This window comes from Thorsellia anophelis DSM 18579 (assembly GCF_900111395.1).
GTDB lineage: Bacteria > Pseudomonadota > Gammaproteobacteria > Enterobacterales > Thorselliaceae > Thorsellia > Thorsellia anophelis.
In genome coordinates, this window is sequence record NZ_FOHV01000035.1 from 1 (window position 1) to 19485 (window position 19485).

The 19485-nt window shown below is 35.0% G+C and carries 18 protein-coding genes, 6 tRNA genes and 1 pseudogene; 12 read left to right on the plus strand and 13 right to left on the minus strand.

Annotated features, from left to right (window positions below):
* The 5 genes from BMW37_RS13025 to BMW37_RS13045 all read right to left on the minus strand — a co-directional run.
* Positions 1-437, minus strand: a 437-nt coding sequence (locus tag BMW37_RS13025) for a GTP-binding protein (protein ID WP_143047660.1), incomplete at its 3' end; no start/stop codon positions are given.
* A 124-nt stretch (positions 438-561) separates the two neighbouring features.
* Positions 562-637: transfer RNA gene (locus tag BMW37_RS13030), tRNA-Thr, on the minus strand.
* 10 nt (positions 638-647) lie between these two features.
* Positions 648-722, minus strand: a tRNA-Gly gene (locus BMW37_RS13035).
* Between the two features lie 146 nt (positions 723-868).
* A tRNA-Tyr gene (locus BMW37_RS13040) sits at positions 869-953 on the minus strand.
* Between the two features lie 6 nt (positions 954-959).
* Positions 960-1035, minus strand: a tRNA-Thr gene (locus tag BMW37_RS13045).
* Between the two features lie 368 nt (positions 1036-1403).
* Here BMW37_RS13045 and coaA point away from each other — a divergent pair.
* Complete coding sequence (coaA, locus tag BMW37_RS13050) at positions 1404-2378, plus strand: type I pantothenate kinase (RefSeq protein ID WP_093321977.1); 975 nt, start codon at positions 1404-1406, stop codon at positions 2376-2378.
* Positions 2379-2436: 58 nt separating this feature from the next.
* On the opposite strand, the gene birA is transcribed toward coaA, so the two are convergent.
* Positions 2437-3507, minus strand: a complete 1071-nt coding sequence (gene birA / locus BMW37_RS13055) for a bifunctional biotin--[acetyl-CoA-carboxylase] ligase/biotin operon repressor BirA (protein ID WP_093321980.1) — start codon at positions 3505-3507, stop codon at positions 2437-2439.
* 62 nt (positions 3508-3569) lie between these two features.
* Complete coding sequence (murB, locus tag BMW37_RS13060; RefSeq protein WP_093322047.1) at positions 3570-4652, minus strand: UDP-N-acetylmuramate dehydrogenase; 1083 nt, start codon at positions 4650-4652, stop codon at positions 3570-3572.
* Positions 4653-5077: 425 nt separating this feature from the next.
* Between murB and BMW37_RS13065 the strand changes: the two genes are divergently transcribed.
* From BMW37_RS13065 to glmU, 5 genes are all read left to right on the plus strand, one after another.
* Positions 5078-5153, plus strand: a tRNA-Phe gene (locus BMW37_RS13065).
* A gap of 35 nt (positions 5154-5188) precedes the next feature.
* A tRNA-Gly gene (locus BMW37_RS13070) sits at positions 5189-5264 on the plus strand.
* A 441-nt stretch (positions 5265-5705) separates the two neighbouring features.
* Positions 5706-5933, plus strand: a complete 228-nt coding sequence (locus tag BMW37_RS13075) for an excalibur calcium-binding domain-containing protein (protein WP_093321983.1) — start codon at positions 5706-5708, stop codon at positions 5931-5933.
* Positions 5934-5977: 44 nt separating this feature from the next.
* Entirely contained in the window at positions 5978-6757 is a 780-nt protein-coding gene (locus tag BMW37_RS13080; protein ID WP_093321985.1) for an endonuclease, read from the plus strand.
* A 75-nt stretch (positions 6758-6832) separates the two neighbouring features.
* Positions 6833-8209: a bifunctional UDP-N-acetylglucosamine diphosphorylase/glucosamine-1-phosphate N-acetyltransferase GlmU gene (gene glmU, locus BMW37_RS13085; protein ID WP_093321987.1), complete on the plus strand. Its 1377-nt coding sequence runs from the start codon at positions 6833-6835 to the stop codon at positions 8207-8209.
* A 49-nt stretch (positions 8210-8258) separates the two neighbouring features.
* Here glmU and BMW37_RS13090 read toward each other — a convergent pair whose 3' ends face one another.
* Both BMW37_RS13090 and tolC read right to left on the minus strand, forming a co-directional pair.
* Positions 8259-8648 (minus strand): hypothetical protein, encoded by a 390-nt coding sequence (locus tag BMW37_RS13090; protein WP_093321989.1) that lies wholly within the window; start codon positions 8646-8648, stop codon positions 8259-8261.
* Between the two features lie 48 nt (positions 8649-8696).
* Positions 8697-10061: pseudogene (tolC, locus tag BMW37_RS13095) on the minus strand (outer membrane channel protein TolC); the annotation flags it as partial.
* A 481-nt stretch (positions 10062-10542) separates the two neighbouring features.
* On the opposite strand from tolC, the gene nirC reads away from it, so the two are divergent.
* Entirely contained in the window at positions 10543-11322 is a 780-nt protein-coding gene (gene nirC, locus BMW37_RS13100; RefSeq protein WP_093321995.1) for a nitrite transporter NirC, read from the plus strand.
* Positions 11323-11324: 2 nt separating this feature from the next.
* Here nirC and tsaD read toward each other — a convergent pair whose 3' ends face one another.
* Positions 11325-12353 carry a tRNA (adenosine(37)-N6)-threonylcarbamoyltransferase complex transferase subunit TsaD gene (gene tsaD, locus BMW37_RS13105; protein WP_093321997.1) on the minus strand — a complete coding sequence of 343 codons (1029 nt, stop codon included), beginning with the start codon at positions 12351-12353 and terminating at the stop codon, positions 11325-11327.
* Between the two features lie 415 nt (positions 12354-12768).
* On the opposite strand from tsaD, the gene pstS reads away from it, so the two are divergent.
* The 5 genes from pstS to phoU all read left to right on the plus strand — a co-directional run bounded on the left by pstS (position 12769) and on the right by phoU (position 17581).
* Positions 12769-13806 (plus strand): phosphate ABC transporter substrate-binding protein PstS, encoded by a 1038-nt coding sequence (pstS, locus tag BMW37_RS13110; RefSeq protein ID WP_093322000.1) that lies wholly within the window; start codon positions 12769-12771, stop codon positions 13804-13806.
* A 168-nt stretch (positions 13807-13974) separates the two neighbouring features.
* Entirely contained in the window at positions 13975-14952 is a 978-nt protein-coding gene (pstC, locus tag BMW37_RS13115) for a phosphate ABC transporter permease PstC (RefSeq protein ID WP_093322003.1), read from the plus strand.
* The gene (pstA, locus tag BMW37_RS13120; protein ID WP_093322006.1) at positions 14952-15848 is read left to right on the plus strand and encodes a phosphate ABC transporter permease PstA; all 897 of its coding nucleotides are present in this window, start codon (positions 14952-14954) and stop codon (positions 15846-15848) included. Before pstC ends, pstA begins: the two co-directional genes overlap by 1 nt.
* 121 nt (positions 15849-15969) lie before the next feature.
* Positions 15970-16758, plus strand: coding sequence for a phosphate ABC transporter ATP-binding protein PstB (gene pstB, locus BMW37_RS13125; protein ID WP_093322008.1), 789 nt, complete (start codon positions 15970-15972; stop codon positions 16756-16758).
* A gap of 88 nt (positions 16759-16846) precedes the next feature.
* On the plus strand, positions 16847-17581 hold the full coding sequence (gene phoU, locus BMW37_RS13130) for a phosphate signaling complex protein PhoU (protein ID WP_093322011.1): 735 nt from the start codon (positions 16847-16849) through the stop codon (positions 17579-17581).
* 55 nt (positions 17582-17636) lie between these two features.
* On the opposite strand, the gene BMW37_RS13135 is transcribed toward phoU, so the two are convergent.
* The 3 genes from BMW37_RS13135 to glpE form a co-directional block, all read right to left on the minus strand.
* Positions 17637-18026 (minus strand): MAPEG family protein, encoded by a 390-nt coding sequence (locus BMW37_RS13135; RefSeq protein ID WP_177168676.1) that lies wholly within the window; start codon positions 18024-18026, stop codon positions 17637-17639.
* Between the two features lie 127 nt (positions 18027-18153).
* The gene (gene glpG / locus BMW37_RS13140) at positions 18154-19035 is read right to left on the minus strand and encodes a rhomboid family intramembrane serine protease GlpG (RefSeq protein ID WP_093322016.1); all 882 of its coding nucleotides are present in this window, start codon (positions 19033-19035) and stop codon (positions 18154-18156) included.
* Positions 19036-19365 (minus strand): thiosulfate sulfurtransferase GlpE, encoded by a 330-nt coding sequence (gene glpE / locus BMW37_RS13145; protein ID WP_093322018.1) that lies wholly within the window; start codon positions 19363-19365, stop codon positions 19036-19038.
* Positions 19366-19485: the final 120 nt, after the last annotated feature.

Below are 19485 nucleotides of genomic sequence, written 5' to 3' on the forward strand. Positions count from 1 at the left end.
AACTCTTCATCATCAACCATGTCACATTTGTTTAAGAAAACAAGAATGTAAGGTACACCTACTTGACGACCAAGTAAGATATGCTCACGTGTTTGTGGCATTGGACCATCTGTTGCCGCAACAACTAGAATTGCACCATCCATCTGTGCTGCACCTGTGATCATGTTTTTAACATAGTCAGCATGTCCTGGGCAGTCAACGTGCGCGTAATGGCGAGTTGGTGTGTCATATTCTACGTGTGATGTATTAATTGTAATACCACGTGCTTTTTCTTCTGGTGCATTATCAATTTGCGTGTAATCGCGAGCTTGACCACCATAAGTTTTTGCTAATACTGTTGTAATTGCAGCAGTTAACGTTGTTTTACCATGGTCAACATGACCGATAGTACCTACGTTCAAATGCGGTTTTGTACGTTCAAATTTTTCTTTAGACATGTTTAGTCCCTCAAAAAATAAAGATCAGTTGATGCCAAGGTACAACGTACAAAAACGTACTGTAACTGGCTACTAGTGTTTATAAAGGATTAGATAAGATAACAGCTGGCGAGAATTCATGAAGTGGTGCTGATAGGCAGAATCGAACTGCCGACCTCACCCTTACCAAGGGTGTGCTCTACCAACTGAGCTACATCAGCACATCAAAACTGGAGCGGGCAGCGGGAATCGAACCCGCATCTTTAGCTTGGAAGGCTAAGGTAATAGCCATTATACGATGCCCGCAATTTTGAACTCGGCTGCTTTTATCTCTCTAAAACTTATTAGAGGCCGAGCTATTCTATAGAAAAAATACTCATTTAAACAGCTCAGTCAGGCAATTTTTTCTTTTTTCTTCACACAAACCCTAAAAATTAGGATTTCCTTAAGCATGGTGGTGGGAGAAGGATTCGAACCTTCGAAGTCGATGACGGCAGATTTACAGTCTGCTCCCTTTGACCGCTCGGGAACCCCACCAGCATTTGGTGCCGGCTGCCGGAATCGAACTGGCGACCTACTGATTACAAGTCAGTTGCTCTACCAACTGAGCTAAGCCGGCTTAAGTGGCGCGCATTTTATGTATTTACGAACAATCATGCAAGCAAAATATTCATTTTTTTATTCTTTAGCTCGGTTTTTGAGCTAAAGTGACATTTTATAACCAAAAAAGCTTACTTTTTAAGCTATTTTCAACATAAAATTGCTTTGAAATAATGAAACCACAAATCAAAAAAATTTAATTTTATTGCAAAATTGGTGAGATATTTATGAGTGTACAACTAAAATTTATCACAATAAAATAATTCGTTACTTAAATTTGATTCGATTGCGCTATAATCTATGCACTTTAAATATTTAACGATTTCTAACTATGAACATTAGACCTTTTTAGCAATTTAACCAAAATGAACGAAAAAGAAGCCCTTTATGACCCCTTTTCAAAATAATAAAACTATCTCGCCTAATTCAATACCGAGCTCACCCTACCTCCACTTTAATAAAAATACTTGGGCTGATTTACGTGCTAATGTCCCTATGACATTGCAAGAAAGCGATCTTCTAGCAGTTAAAGGTATTAATGATAATTTATCTCTGGATGAAGTTGCAAAAATCTACCTCCCTCTTGCAAGATTATTAAATCTGTACATAAGCTCGAACATCCGAAGACAAACTATTATCGAAGAATTTATTGGAAAACAAACCCATAAAATTCCTTATATAATTGGTATTGCAGGCAGTGTAGCTGTAGGAAAAAGCACTACAGCAAGGCTCCTTCAAACATTATTAAGCGAATGGCCAGAACATAGACATGTTGAGCTACTCACCACGGATGGTTTTTTGCACCCGAACAAGGTATTAAAGCAACGCAATATTATGCATAAAAAAGGATTCCCTGAATCGTATGATATGAAAGGGCTTGTTCAATTTGTTTCTGATATCAAATCAGGTAAAACAGAAGTCAGCGCACCTCTTTATTCACACTTAATTTATGATATCGTTCCAAATCAAAGAAAAATAATAAAATGTCCTGATATTTTAATTATTGAAGGATTAAATGTATTGCAAAGTGGTATGGATTACCCACATGAATTGCATCGAGTATTTGTATCAGACTTTGTTGATTTTTCAATCTACGTGGATGCTGAAGAAGAATTTCTGAAACAATGGTACATTGAGCGTTTCCTTAAATTTAGAATGGGAGCCTTCTCAGATCCAAATTCTTATTTTCATGATTATGCTAAATTACCTGAAGCAGAAGCGATTACAATCGCTTCATCAGTCTGGGACAATGTGAATGCCATTAATTTAAACAATAATATTTTACCAACAAAGGAAAGAGCCAATTTAATTCTAAAAAAAGGCAACAACCATGAAATTGAACAAGTAAAGATTAGAAAATAAAAAATTTAATACTAATCTTACCCTAAAAATTTTTTAGATAAGATTAGTACAAATAAAATTAGATTGTTTTTCTCAAGGAAATATCACCAACACGCCTAGTTATAATTCCATGTGTTAAACTTTTACTATCCGGTGTTTCAACCTCAAGCTTTATAGAACCATCCCTATCAATTCCTCTATAGGTTCCCGAAATTACTTCTTCATCAGAACTCAAAGTAACATGAGCACCTAAATTAAAACAATCATATGAAGGCCAATTGAGGAAAAATGAGTTAAACCCTTTTAATTGATATTGTACTAGCCCTTTAAAAAGATTCTTCCTTAATTCAATCGCTAATGCATTTTTATCTAATTCGTAACGCATCTGTATAAGGCTTATCCAGTTTTGTTTTACAATTTGTGGATCCACTGTATTCATAGTCAAATTTAATCCAATACCAATGATAATATTAATACCCTTTCCCTTTATTTTAGTCTCAATTAAAATCCCACCTAATTTTTTATCATTAAGATAAATATCATTTGGCCATTTAAGTTTCAGATCTTTTACACCAAATGATTTTAATGTATCGACAGTTAACATCCCGATGACTAAACTTAACGGGGGAATAAAATCTCGCTCAAGCGACATCTGCCAATAAAAAGAAAAATACAAATTGCAGCCAAAAGGTGCGTAAAACCTTCTCCCTCTTCTTCCTCTTGCTGAATATTGATATTCAGCAAGACAAGCATCACCTTTTACTAAATCTTCCATATTATTTATTAAATACTGATTTGTTGAATCTAAAATAGGCCTAAGAAAAATAGCTGGCTCCATCAAATTTTTTGAAGTACCTCCTACTGGCAACAAACCTTGATAAGTCAGTATAGTACGTTCCTCTATAGACTCATAAACGGTAATCCCCTCATTCTCAAACTCAATCTTTTTGAATAGATTTAACTTATCTAAGATTTTATACCCCTTACCTTTAACAGAAAATACCGTTAACCCCCATAATTGAAATTTAGCAATTGACTGACTGACTGCCGAGCGAGTTATATTAAGTTGAGAAGCAATACTCGTTCCTGAGTGATACTTGCCATCAGATAAAATCTGAATAATCTTCAGTTCTGTTTTATATTTATGCATTGAAATATAATTCCTTTTTCTTAGTGCATTCGAGATTCCCTAGCGGACTAATACATTTTAATTTAGTCATTTTGATATGATATTTTAGATAAATATTTCAAAGCATTGACCTCACCAAGCTTCCCAATAAACCTGACTTCAGGTTCCAGCAACACTCCAAATTTATCTTGAACAGAAGATTGCACTATTTTTGCTAACAGGGCGATATCTTTACCAGTTGCATTATTAGCATTTATTAGAACTAATGCTTGCTTTTCATGTACTTTTGCGCCATTTAATTCAAAACCTTTTAATTCACATTTATCAATTAACCAGCCAGCAGCTAATTTTACGAAATCATAACCAGCTTTTTCATCTATAGGATAAAATGGCATATCAGGATATTTTTGTGACAAAAATTCTAATTTTTCTTTAGTGACTATTGGATTTTTAAAAAAACTACCTGCATTTCCAATGTGTTCAGGATCAGGTAATTTTTCTTTTCTAGTTTTAATCACTAACTCATAAATTTGCTGAGCAGTAACTCTTGTAGGATCAAGCTTACTTAATTCTCCATAACTTAATACTGGTTTCCATTCTTTTGAAATACGAAATCCAACACCTGTTATAATCAATTTTTTATTTTGGGGTTGCTTAAAAGTACTATCCCTATAACCAAACTGGCACTCATCTTTGCACAGCCTCTTTAGCATAAGTGTGTCACTATCTAAAACCTCAACATAATCACAAAACTCCTTGAACTCTACACCATAAGCCCCGATGTTTTGTATTGGCGCAGCCCCTACTGTACCTGGAATTAGAGCTAAATTTTCCATTCCAAAAATCCCTTTCTGAATAGTAAAAGAGACTAACTTATGCCATGATTCACCAGACCCTACATGTAAATACCAAGCATCTAAATCTTCCTCAATCTGAATGCCCTTAATTTGGTTCAGTATGACAGGGCCAGAGTAATTTCCGACAAAAAGAAGATTACTTCCTCCACCCACAATCAATGGAGAAGTCGGAATATCTGATTTATGCTTTTGATAAACCATATATATATCAATCAAATCAATAACCGAAGATACTGACTTCACATTTCTTTTTAAAAGAGCGGTTCTAAAGGTATCTAAATATTTATTTCCTACTATTTCACGTGTCATGATCTTCTCTCTAAATCCCATACTAATAACTCTCATATCACTGCCATTTCAACTCCATCCTTATCTCATTAAGCTTTAGCATCAAACTAAATAGTCCCAACTCAAATCCATGCTAAAACTTAACAACTTGAACAGCAATACATCTAAATACATAACTAACTGATATAAAACCTATTAAAGCAATTAATTTATCGTAATACTTTTCATAATTAAAAAACATTACGTTTAACAGCAGGCAATAGACATACAAAATTTTAGTTAACAAGATAACAATATCAAATTTGTACCCAAATTACTTAATTTTGCTGAAAACAAATAATTTTCGATTAATATTACACCTAATTGCTCAATTTTAGATCAAACAATCATTTTTCAATAAAAACATGTTGACGAATTGCCTATATTATTGTTTAATGCGCGCCGTTGCCTCGATAGCTCAGTCGGTAGAGCAGGGGATTGAAAATCCCCGTGTCGGTGGTTCGATTCCGCCTCGAGGCACCATTTTTTCTTCTAGTGTTAACCGAACACTAATCCCTGCGGGAATAGCTCAGTTGGTAGAGCGCAACCTTGCCAAGGTTGAGGTCGCGAGTTCGAGCCTCGTTTCCCGCTCCAAGATTTACCCTCAAAAAAAACAAAAAACATCACTAAAATACCTACAAATTCCACATTAGTAATTTGTACAAAAATTCCCATTGTGCCCACAATGTGCCTAAAAAACTTTGACCTAAGGTATTTATAAAAATAATCCCCTGCTGTAAACATAAAAAAAACCGCTTTCGCGGCTTTTCGATTTTGAATCATTAACCAATTCTAATTGGTACTGATTCAGCAACCCTCACACATTATATCCTCAGTTAATTTAATCCATATTAACAACCAGAAAAATTTACTGATAAAGCAAAATAAACGAAGATTAGCAACTAAGTCGATTTATGACCACACCAATTGGTATCAAAGAAACTAAAAAACACAAAAATATTTAGGTTCTACATAGTACTATTACCTGTTAGAATAGCCCAGATTATATGCTAAATTTAAAAGGGAGATTAGTTCATGAAAAAGAATCACTTAATATTAATCATTTTTTTTACTACATGCAGCTATATTGCCTTTGCTAACAATAACGAAAATCCAAATGATGATAAAAACTTCGATTGTAATAAAAAAACCTGTTCTCAAATAGAAAGTTGTGAAGAAGCTATATTCAAATTAAATCAATGTGGGATGAAAAAACTAGATCGGGATAACGATGGCATACCATGTGAGTCTATTTGTGGATAATGCTACTTATTATTTAATATAATCTACTCTTAAAAGTCTTAGCTATGCATAACAATACTTTTTCACCACCTGTAAAATTATTAAAAATCACAATTATAGGTATATTCCTCATAACATTACCTACTTTTTCTGCTCCACAAAATGAAAAAAAACATGTTCCTAAAAATTTTACACAAGCAAAAAAATCACTCATAAAAATTTATCAAAACACCCCTAATCCTGTCACCTTTTATTGTAATTGCCCTATCTCATGGGTTGGTAAAAAAAGCGTAATTGATTTAGAATCTTGTGGATATAAATATCGAAAAAATGAATCAAGGGCACTAAGGTTAGAATGGGAGCACGTTGTCCCTGCATCAAAATTTATTCCCTATTCACTTACTGGTGAGCCTAGAGCTTGTTGGAAAAATGGTGGTCGTAAGAATTGTGAAAAAAATGACCCTGAATATCAAAAAATGGAAGCAGACTTACATAACTTACAACCAGCAATTGGTGAAGTAAATGGTGACAGAGGCAATCTACCTTTTTCATCATGGGACAGCAACACTGGTCAAGTTTACGGTCAATGCACAATAAAAATCGATTTTAAACGTGATGAAGTAGAGCCTCCTGATAGTGCAAAAGGGCAAATCGCTAGAACATATCTTTATATGTACGATCGTTATAAACTAAATTTTTCTTTGGCTGAATTAATATTGATGGATCACTGGAATAAGACTTTTCCAGTAACTGCTTGGGAATGCGAACGAGAAAGAACGATTGCATCAATCCAATTAAATCACAACCAATATGTTAAAAATGATTGTGATAAATTAAAACTCTAAGCCACTTATGTCTAAGTAGACACCTTAAACAAAATTAACGAACATTGATAAAATTCAAATAAACAGGAATACAGTATGAATTCAACAAAAGCTTCTCTCAATATTTTAATCCTAGCTGCAGGTAAAGGAACACGCATGTACTCTGACCTACCAAAAGTCATGCATACTCTTGCTGGAAAATCAATGGTTAAGCATGTGATTGATGCCACTAAATCATTAAATCCAACCAATCTAAATCTTATTTACGGTCATGGTGCGGAAAAATTACAAACTCATCTCAGTGATGAAACTGTCAACTGGGTGGAACAAGCTGAACAAAAAGGGACTGGCCATGCTGTGATGCAAGCAATTGACGTAATTAACAACGATGATGATGTACTTATATTATACGCAGATGTTCCACTCATCAGCGATAAAACACTCAAAAGATTAATTGAAGCAAGACCAAAAGGTGGAATATCACTTTTAACCGTTTTAATAGATGACCCAACTGGCTACGGCAGAATTATTAGGGACAATAAAAATATTGTCACAGGCATAATTGAACATAAAGATGCATCTGAAGACCAAAAAAAGATCAATGAAGTCAATACTGGTATTTTAGCCATCAACGGCGCTGATCTAAAATCATATCTAAGAAAACTCGATAATAAAAACGCACAAGGTGAATACTACCTAACAGACATAATTGGTTTTGCTCATAATGCAGGGCGTTCTATCGTTGCAGTACATCCTGATAACCTTTCTGAAGTTGAAGGAGTAAACAATCGTCAACAGTTAGCAACACTAGAACGTATATATCAAAAACAAGCCGCCGAGAAGTTATTAATTGCAGGATTGATGATCCTTGATCCTGCAAGATTTGACCTTCGTGGAGAACTTTATCATGGTAAGGATTGCGAAATTGACATCAATGTCATTATTGAAGGAAAAGTCATCTTAGGTGATAGAGTCAAAATTGGTGCAGGGTGCATACTTAAAAACTGTGTTATTGCTGATGACTCCATTATAAGCCCTTATACCATCATTGAACAATCAACCTTAAATAACGGCTGTACTGTTGGGCCATTTGCCCGTTTAAGACCAGATTCTGTACTTGAAAAAAATGCACATGTTGGTAATTTTGTTGAAATGAAAAAAGCAACTTTAGGTATGAACTCTAAAGCAGGCCATTTAAGCTATCTTGGCGATACAATGATTGGTAAAGATGTCAATATAGGTGCAGGAACGATTACTTGCAACTACGATGGCGTGAATAAACATAAAACTATTATTGAAGATAATGTATTTGTTGGCTCTAATACACAACTTATTGCACCTGTTACTGTTGCAAAAGGTGCCACTATTGGGGCAGGAACAACAGTCACAAAGGATATAGGAGAAAATGAGCTTGTGATTAGTCGAGTAAAACAAACCCATATAAACAACTGGCAAAGACCCAAAAAACTCTAGCGGTAAATCTAGTAGGGTAAGGCTGTAACATCTTACCCTACTAGATATATCAATTAGATTGCTCTTCTTTCAATTTTGCCTCTTCAAATTGCTTTCGCATACCGTCAATAAACGCAACATAATCATCTTCACATAAAGGATCTAAATTATCTCTAATACGAGCTTTCTTGTTTATGCTGTCATAAGCTGTATCATATAAAGATTGTAATTGCTCAGGATTCTGTGAAATTGAGCCATCTTGTTCAAACGCTTCACCGTAATATTGAGACATCATATTATAGTGTCTATTTTTATACGTACTTAACATAGCATCTGCATAACCTGCACAATGTGCTCTATCAGTTTCAAACTTAAGCTCTGCAAATGCTATCGATGTATTACCTAATAAAAAAGAGATACTTAAGCCTATAAGGGCAATTTTTTTAATTTTTAATGACATATAACCCCCTTCAATTAATTAACAACCATTTAAATACTAGTTAAATGCTGACTCATCAATAATACTTTCAGGTGCTGTTGAAACATGCTTTCCTAAAGTTGCATTCAAACTGACAAGATCACTTTCTTGTAGCAATCCCTGAGCTGAAAGTAAATTTAATTGATTTATCATATAAGAATAACGCGCATTAGAAAGCTGCTGTTTCGCATTATATAATGTTGTTGTTGCATTAAGCACATCAACAATCGTTCTTGTACCAACTTGATATCCCGCCTCTGTTGCAGCAAGAGATGTTTCAGCTGAAACGACTGCTTGTTCAAAAGCATTAATACTACTTATAGAAGCATTCATATTATTACGAGATGAACGAACACTCTGCTCCACTGCCCTTGCAGTAGCTTCTAGAGCCTCGCTTGCACTAACATATCCATATTGCGCTTGCTCTGTTCTAGAGACTGTCGCACCGCCTTGAAATAGAGGTACGCTTAAAGTCAGGCCTATACTATTTTGACCAGAATCATTGCTAGTTCCTGCTCTAGGATTGTTTGAGCCACTATTCTTGGTATCGGTAATAGAACTAGATGCTGAAGCGCCTAATGTTGGTAAATGTCCGCTTTGAGCTAAACGTATGCTATCTCTTGATATTTCTTGTTGTAATCTAGCGCTCAATAAACTTAAATTTCTATTGTTTGCATTTTCAATCAATTTTTCTGCTACATCTGGTCTAACTGTTTTGAATGTATCTACATTCAAAGAGGCTAATTTATCAAAATGATGTCCTGTAATTTGCCTTAACGTTTCAATTGCATTATCGAGTTGATTACGAGCATTCACTTCATTGGCGATAACACTGTCATATTGAGCCTTCGCATTTTGTACATCAGTTATTGCAACTAACCCGACATTAAATTGTTGCTGTGTTTGCTCTAATTGTCGAAATACTGCTTTTCGGTTAGCTTCAACAAATTCTAATGCATCAATTGCACCTAGTACATTAAAATAAGCTGTCGCAGTATCTAAAATCAGTTTTTGCTGGGCAGCTTGATAACTAGTTTCTGATACATTAGCTTGTTTTTGCTGAATTGTTAAACCTTGCCAAATACTGTAATCAAAAATTGATTGCGTTAAATTAATAGATCCGCTCTTGATTTCAGAATTAACATTCCGATCATCTCTAAACCCTCTTCGTTCAGTATAACTCGCCTGCGCACTTAATTGAGGTAATAACCCACTTCTCGCCTCGTTAATTTTTTCAAACGCTGCATTCCTATCAGCCTGTGCTCGGCGTAAATCTGGATTTGTTTCTTGTGCTTTTTTGTAGACTTGCAATAGATCTTCACTTTGGGCATAAAAAGAAACACTACTTGTTATTACCGCAACTAAAAGGGTAAGGGTTTTAAATCTCATTTTCATATTGGTCAATGTCCTGTAATATTTGAAAGCAACAGGCTTCCTAAACGTTAAATATTGATATAACTCTAATGCTGCTATCTTAACAATTTTTGAACTTTATTTCAGCGTATATCGACAATCTACATGATTTTTATTATTTTCGCATATGTTTTTATTCGTGATAATCATTCTGTGAAATCATCTCCATCTTTTCCCACTAAATACATTGCATAAAACACTCCCATAAAAAACGCAACAACATGATAATAAAACAAATAAAAAAATTAAAAAATATAACTAAAACAGTATGATTGACCTTAGCCTCTTTGTTGGTAAGGTTTGATTGATATACATCAACGAGCATAAACACCAAGATAGTGATAATACTACCGTCAATAATGAAATTGCTTCGCAATTAATTATCAATATTATTAAATAATGGTTTTAAATAGCACAAAGTCCATTATTCACCCTTTTTATTTTTCTTGTAAATGAGCTAATTATGTACACTGATACTTTAACAAAATGTGGTAACAATGCACTTAGAATTAAAAATCTTATTCAAAACCATCCTATCAGTTTCTGGATAGGAGGAATGATGGCCGGCGCTTATGTGGGGCTTGGCATCATTTTAATATTCACTTTAGGCAACCAAGTCGATCCAAGTATTCGTTACTTAGTTATGGGAGCAACTTTTGGTATCGCTTTAACCTTAGTTATTATAGCTGGCGCCGAATTATTTACTGGCCATACAATGTACCTAACTGTCGGAATAAAAACCAAACAACTACATTTAATAGATGCAGTAAAAATTTTACCTCAAACCTGGTTTGCTAATTTAATTGGCGCAATCATAGTATCTTACCTGTATTATCTTGGAGGCTTCCCTCAACTTTTTGATGAGCACGCTGTTATGCATAAGATAGCACTGACTAAAGCCACCACCCCTGCTTTTAATCTATTTATGAAAGGCATATTATGTAACTGGTTAGTATGTCTTTCAATTTGGATGGCAATGAGAGTTGAAGGAACCGCTAAATTTATTGCAATTTGGTGGTGTTTACTTGGTTTCATAGCTTCAGGATATGAGCACTCTGTAGCCAATATGTCTGTATTTGCACTATCATGGCTTGGCAATCATCCTATAGAATTCACTACTTCTGGTATTGGACATAATTTACTATGGGTGACACTTGGCAATACTCTATCAGGCGTCTTATTTATGGGCTTAGGGTATTGGTATGCAACACCCAAAGACCAAAGACCTAATAGCTTAAAATAACCTTAACTTTCTAGTTCAACTAAAGGCCATCTTGGGCGGGTAATAATACATAAGTCATTTGTATGACCCGCCTTTAACCTTCTCCAACCAGCATAAGCTATCATAGCGCCATTATCTGTACAAAACTCAGTTCTAGGGTAAAAGACTTCCCCTCCTAATGATCGCATCATTTTTCCAAGTTGTTCTCTTAATTGAATATTAGCACTGACACCACCTGCAACCACTAATCGCTTAAACCCTGTTGTTTCAAGTGCTCTTTTACACTTTATAGATAATGTATCAATTACAGCCGTTTCAAAAGCAAGCGCAATGTCAGCTTTGACTTGTTCATCAACTTCGCCTGTCTTGATATCTTTATGTAATCTAACGGCATTTGCAGCTGCAGTTTTCAAGCCTGAAAAACTAAAATCCATTCCAGGCCTATCAGTCATAGGCCTTGGAAAATTAAATTGGTTGATTCGTCCAGATTGCGCCATTTTGGCTAATAATGGGCCTCCAGGATAATCTAAACCAAGCAGCTTAGCTGTTTTATCAAACGCTTCTCCAGCTGCATCGTCAATTGACTCTCCTAAAAGAGTATACTGCCCTAACCCCTCAACACTAATTAATTGAGTGTGACCGCCTGAAACCAATAAAGCAACAAATGGAAATTCAGGGGGATTATCCTCAAGCATAGGAGCAAGTAAATGTCCTTCCATATGATGAACTGCAAGAGCTGGTACCTGCCAAGCATAAGCCAACGAGCGGCCAATTGTGGCACCAACAAGCAAAGCCCCCATCAACCCAGGGCCTGCGGTATAAGCAACACCATCAATCTCATTAGCCTTTACTTTGGCTTCTGATAAAGCAGCTTGTATTAATGGAAGGGTTTTACGAATATGATCCCTCGAGGCTAGTTCAGGTACAACACCACCATAATCAGCGTGTGTTTTAGCTTGACTGTAAAGCTGATGCGCCATTAAGCCATATTGGCTATCAAAAATAGCAATACCTGTCTCATCACAAGATGTTTCTATACCTAATACACGCATATATTCGTTTATTCCTTTATTCAATCAACAAAATTTTAAATCATTATAAGCGATAAGTACCAATAACTGGCTAATATTTTACACCCAATTAAAATTCACAGAGCATAATGTATACGCTAATTATCAAATAAAATAAATTAATAATTTAATCAATAAATTAAATAAAAAATGTTTTCTAAAAACAGATTATTTCATCAATCACTCTAGTTTGTCATAAATCTGTCATAAATCTGTCATATTATCTTAATCACAGAATTATACATTAACACCGTGTTTTATAGATTGGTAAACTTAAATTCCAATTGCATAGCACCTCAGTAAAGTAAATAAATTAAGTACTGTCATAAATGAAGTAAGACTATACAAATATAAATGTTATAAACTCATTTTAGTTTAATTATTTAAGGAGCATTCCATGCTAACTATCCGTAAAAAAATCAGTTTAATTGGTCTTTTAAGTTTAACAGCAATGAGCACGTCAGCTCTTGCTGTCAACGTCACTGGCGCAGGCGCTACATTTCCTGAACCAGTGTATATTAGTTGGGCTGTTGATTATGAAAAAGCAACAGGTAATAAAGTTAATTACCAAGGAATAGGTTCCTCTGGCGGTGTTAAGCAAATTAATGCTAAAACAGTTGATTTTGGTGCAAGTGATGCGCCTCTATCTGATGAAAAATTAAAAGAAGGTGGTTTATTTCAATTTCCTACTGTAATTGGTGGTGTTGTATTAGTTGTTAACCTTGAAGGAATTGAATCTGGTGAAATGGTATTAGATGGTCCAACACTTGGTGATATATTCCTTGGTAAAATTGAAAAATGGAATGATGAAGCGATTGCTAAATTAAACCCTGGCGTGAAACTACCAGATCAAAATATTGCTGTAGTTCGTAGAGCTGATGGTTCAGGTACTTCTTTTGTATTCACAAGCTACTTATCTAAAGTAAATGAAACTTGGAAAGAAGAAGTTGGCGCAGCTTCAACGGTCAAATGGCCAACAGGTCTAGGTGGAAAAGGTAACAGCGGAGTTGCAGCTTTTGTTCAACGCACACCAGGCTCAATAGGCTATGTTGAATACGCTTATGCAAAGCAAAATGGTCTTGCTTATACCAACTTGATATCAGCTGATGGAGAAACCGTTTCTCCTAGTGGCGAATCATTTAGCAATGCAGCTTTAAATGCAAAATGGGATGAAACTTTTGCACAAGATTTAACTAATCAATCAGGTGCAAACGCATGGCCTATAGCGTCAACAACTTTTATATTAGTTCATAATGTACAAGACAAACCAGAACAAGGTAAAGCAGTATTGAACTTTTTTGATTGGGCTTATACCGAAGGTACTCAAAAAGCAACTTCTCTTGATTATGCAACATTACCATATAGCGTAGTGGAAAAAATCCGTGCTGCGTGGAAAACAGAAGTGAAAGATGCCTCAGGTAATCCAATCTTCTAATAAAACTATCTAGTTTAAATTTTCAGTATTATCAAATACACTTGATGATACTGGAAAATCATTTAAGATTATCATTGTTTTTTTTAATACCGATTCAATTCGGTATTATTTTTTATAAAATCGAGCGATTGACAAAGATAACTGACAATAAAAAGAGTACTATCAGATATGAACGATCTCCATACTAATGCGGAATTACCCATACAACCAAAAACACTGTATCGTTATGGTGATAATGTGTTTTCTATTGTTGTACACCTAGCTGCGTTAATCACGCTGTTATCACTTGGTGGAATTATTGTTTCCTTAATCATCGCCTCTTTACCAAGCATGAAAGAATTTGGTTTTGCTTTTTTATGGACATCAGAGTGGGATACTAATACAGAAACATTTGGTGCATTAATTCCAATTTATGGCACATTAGTTACCTCAATCATTGCACTTGTAATTGCCGTTCCAATTAGTTTTGGTATAGCTCTTTTTTTAACTGAACTCGCTCCAAACTGGCTTAAAAGGCCTTTTGGGATTGCCATTGAACTTCTCGCAGCAATTCCTAGCATAGTTTATGGTATGTGGGGGTTATTTGTTTTTGCTCCGATTTTCATGAAATATTTTCAAGAACCATTAAATAATTTACTCGCTGATGTACCAGTCCTAAGCATATTTTTTACAGGACCAGCCTATGGGACAGGTATATTAACAGCGGGCATAATTCTAGCTATTATGATTATTCCTTATATAGCTTCAGTCATGAGAGATGTGTTCGAACAAACCCCTGTAATGATGAAAGAATCCGCATACGGAATTGGATGCACTACATGGGAAGTCATCTATAAAATTGTCTTACCTTACACAAGAAATGGTGTGATTGGTGGCATTATGCTTGGGTTAGGTAGAGCACTAGGTGAGACCATGGCCGTTACCTTTATTATCGGCAATGTATATGACTTAAACGGATTCTCACTCTTCGCGCCAGGAAATAGCATCACCTCTGCACTTGCTAATGAATTTGCTGAAGCTGACCCTGGACTACATACTTCAGCTCTAATGCAATTAGGATTAATTTTGTTTGCAATAACATTCATCGTACTCGCTTTTTCTAAATTGATGATAATGCGCCTTGCTAAACAAGAGGGGAAAAAATAATGACTAATATAATCCTAAATAAGACAGTTTCAGCACCCGGTGTGATTACACCAGAGCAATTTAAAATTAGGCAAAATAAACAAAGTTATAGACGCATTAAAAACTCAATCGCACTGACTTTATCCTTAATGACCATGGCATTCGGTTTATTTTGGCTCATTTGGATTTTATGGACAACGGTAACAGAAGGTATAGGTGGACTAAATATAAGTGTATTTACTGAAAACACCCCTCAACCTAATGTAAATGAAGGTGGACTTGCTAATGCTATTGTAGGTTCGCTGTTGCTTGTATTTTATGCGACAATTATTGGAACACCGCTTGGTATATTAGCTGGTATCTATTTAGCAGAATATGGTAGAAATTCAATATTAGCAAGTTGTACACGCTTTTTAAATGACATTTTACTATCAGCGCCTTCTATCGTGATAGGATTATTTGTTTATGTGCTATTTGCAGGTTTTTCTGGCTGGGCTGGTATTGTTGCTCTAGCATTACTGCAAATCCCAATTGTTATTAGAACAACCGAAAATATGCTTTTACTTGTTCCAGATAGTTTGCGTGAAGCTGCTTATGCACTTGGCACCCCAAAGTGGAAAATGGTTTTAGCTATTACATTGAAAGCTTCTGTTGCTGGTATTGTAACAGGGATTTTGCTTGCTATAGCCCGTATTGCAGGTGAAACAGCGCCACTATTATTTACCGCACTCTCTAATCTGTTTTGGAGTACGGATTTATCCTCTCCGATAGCAAGTTTACCGGCAACTATCTTTAAATTTGCTATGAGCCCATATGAAAATTGGCAAGCACTTGCATGGACAGGAGTGTTAATTATTACTTTAATGGTTTTACTACTGAATATTTTAGCCCGAGTAATATTTGCAAAAAAACAATAGTAAATAGCCCAGTCAAAATAGTACGGGCATATTTTCAGCCCGCACTAAATGTTCATAATACGTATGCTACTTAGAACATAAAAGTAGCTCACATTAAATTGATCAATATTGGAAATAATATATGCAACAGAACCAATTCGTAGCAATTGATAAAGCAGACAGTAAGATTCAAATTAATAACTTAAACTTTTATTATAATAAATTTCATGCATTAAAAAATGTTTCTATGAACATTGCTACAAATAAAGTCACCGCATTTATAGGCCCTTCGGGATGTGGTAAATCTACGCTTCTTCGTACACTAAACAAAATGTATCAGTTATATAGCGAACAAAGAGCAGAGGGTGAAATTTTATTAGATGGTAAAAATATTCTAACTGATAAAAGTGATGTCGCCTTACTTCGTGCAAAAGTTGGCATGGTCTTTCAAAAACCCACCCCTTTTCCAATGTCTATTTATGACAATATCGCCTTTGGGGTTAAGTTATTTGAAAAACTATCACGATCAGAAATGGATGACCGAGTACAATGGGCATTAACAAAAGCTGCGTTATGGAACGAAACTAAAGATAAACTTAATCAAAGTGGCTATAGCTTATCTGGTGGTCAGCAACAACGTTTATGTATTGCAAGAGGTATTGCCATTAGACCTGAAGTGTTACTTTTAGATGAACCTTGCTCTGCACTTGATCCTATTTCGACAGGTAAGATTGAAGAACTAATTCATGAGTTAAAAAATGATTACACAGTTGTTATAGTAACGCATAACATGCAACAAGCTGCTAGATGCTCAGATTATACGGCATTTATGTATTTAGGTGAACTCATCGAATTTAATGATACTGATAGTATGTTCACAACACCAAAACGTAAGGAAACAGAGGATTACATCACTGGTAGATTTGGTTAACTCTATGAATTCTTAACTAATAAATAATTTTTTTAAATAATTAAAGCAATTTTATCTGGTTGCTCAAATTAGCCATTTTGGAGAGACGATGGATACTTTAAATTTTACAAAACATATCTCACAGCAATTTAATGCTGAATTAGCACATGTACGCACTCAAGTCTTAACAATGGGTGGATTAGTTGAGCAACAATTAACATCTGCTATTTTAGCCATGCATCAACAAGATGAAACCCTTGCAAAAGAAGTGATTGCTGGCGATGCTAAGGTAAACCAGATGGAAGTTGAAATTGATGAAGCCTGTGTTCGAATGATAGCAAAACGTCAACCGACGGCAAGTGATCTACGCTTTATTATGGCTATTATTAAAACTATCTCTGAATTAGAGCGTATAGGAGATGTCGCAAATAAAATCAGCGAAACAGCATTAGAAAAATTCAGCCAGCAACATCAACCACTCTTAGTTAGTCTTGAATCTCTCGGTAGACATGCTATATCAATGCTTCATGATGTACTTGATGCATTTGCTAGAATGGATGTTGATGCTGCTATTCGTATTTATCATGAAGACAAGAAAGTTGATAAAGAATATGAAGCAGTGATTCGTCAATTGATTACTTACATGATGGAAGATCCAAGAACTATCCCTAGCGTTCTTACAGCCATGTTTTGTGCAAGATCAATAGAACGTATTGGAGATAGATGCCAAAATATTTGCGAATTTATATTTTATTTCGTTAAAGGACAAGATTTTAGGCATATGAGCGCAGATAATATTGATAAAATATTAGGTCATTCCGATTCTGACAATAAGGCTGAATAAATTTAAGTTAAAATGCATTTAGGTCCTAGAGCATAACCCTAAATGCATTTTGGCATTAAATAGCAGGAAAAATTTGTGCTGAAAAGAGAATAACACCATTTGTTATCAAAGCACATAACCACATAAATGTTCTAAATAAAGCAAAATCTTTGATGTAAGCATAGATATACACACATCTAAAACCAAGCCAAATCCATAGTAAATAGGCTAAATTAGAGACCTCTACTTGCATATAAAGTGCAAATAATGCTGCTGCATAAAAAAATGGCAACGACTCTAAAATATTAGACTGAGCCGCGTTAGCTCTTGCTTTAGCGCCAGTGAAAGTAGCCATCCATTGTCTTGGATGATGATTATCAAAACCAGGTTGTCCAAATTTTGCGAGTCCTGCACACAAAATATGCAACCCCCCCGCTATTAAAAATGCAATTGCGATATATGTCATGCAATACCTCTTAAAAATCATCAAATAAGAAAAATCAAAGGCGTTTAACACTATCAATTTTATTTGATAAATCATGCGCCTATTAACTTAATCATCAATTAATACATTACTACCTATTTTTATTCTATCACGACTTCTGTTGGTAACGCTTCATCCATAAAATATCTATAAATGCCATAAAAAGCCCTACAGCTAACCCCACAACATGCACAGTATTAGCAAGTGATAAATTTAAAAATGTAGCATTACCAATCAACAACCATATAACTGAAAACACTAAAATAGGTGTCGGCAAATGAATTCTCTTATTCGGCGCCATCACACCATATAACCAGCAAAAGCCTGTTAGAGCATAAACAACGCCTGATAATCCACCAAAATAAGGGCCTGTTGTTAAATTTTGACCATATCCCCCTAACGCAGCACTCAAGATAAAAATAGATAATAACTTAAGAGCCCCTAATCTAAGCTCAACTTGATTACCTAGATACCATAACCACATTAAATTCACAACTAAATGCAGCAAACTAAAATGTAAGAATGCATGTGAAATAAATCGCCAAAATTCACTATATTGAGCATTTGACTCTGGATAAAATAGTAAGCTGTTTATATTAAAAAATTCAAATTGCTGTAAAATATAAATACTCACCGTGAGCATCAATAATGCAAGTGTTAAAGGCCTTGCCTGCATTTTTAAGTCTGCTATGAGGGAGTACTTTGATTGCGATTTAACAAATTGATGTCCTGTTTTCCCAACACCCCAACTGGCCAGTAAATACTTTTGATGCGTTGGTGCTAACTGGTATTCAGTAAATGCATTTATGACTTGTTCTTCAAACTGAGCAAATTGGGCAGGTAACCATAACTCAAAATTAGCCTCAGAGGAAAACGCATCATTAACTTGCTTAATCTGTAGCTGAACCTCATACTCACGTAAAATATAATCAACAAATATCAGTAAAAATCGTTGATTTGAACTTACGCAAACACATATATGTCCTTGCATTTATAATGAACCCTCAATACAATCATCTGGAAATAACTGAGCCCAAGCAGTCATACCACCATTCACACTAAAGACAGCAGAAAACCCACTTTCTGCAAAAAATTGTGCGACGTTTTGACTGCTATGGCCATGGTAACATACAATCAAGATAGGACTCTCAAATTCTAATGTCGTAAGATAGTGACTTACTGAATCATTTGTTAAATGAAGTGCATTAGCATGCCTAATCATTTGATAAGTTTGTATATCTCTAATATCTAATAAAACAGCACCTTCTTCTATTAGTTTCCTTGCCTCTTCGATACCTATTGCTTTAAATTCTTGAGTCATAACTATTACCTATATCATATCTTTATTTTTCTAAAAATAGTTAACTTTATACTTTAAACCTTAAAGTTACTAATCACCCTAATCAGAAACTAAGTCCAAAAAAACAAAAACAGGCCGAAA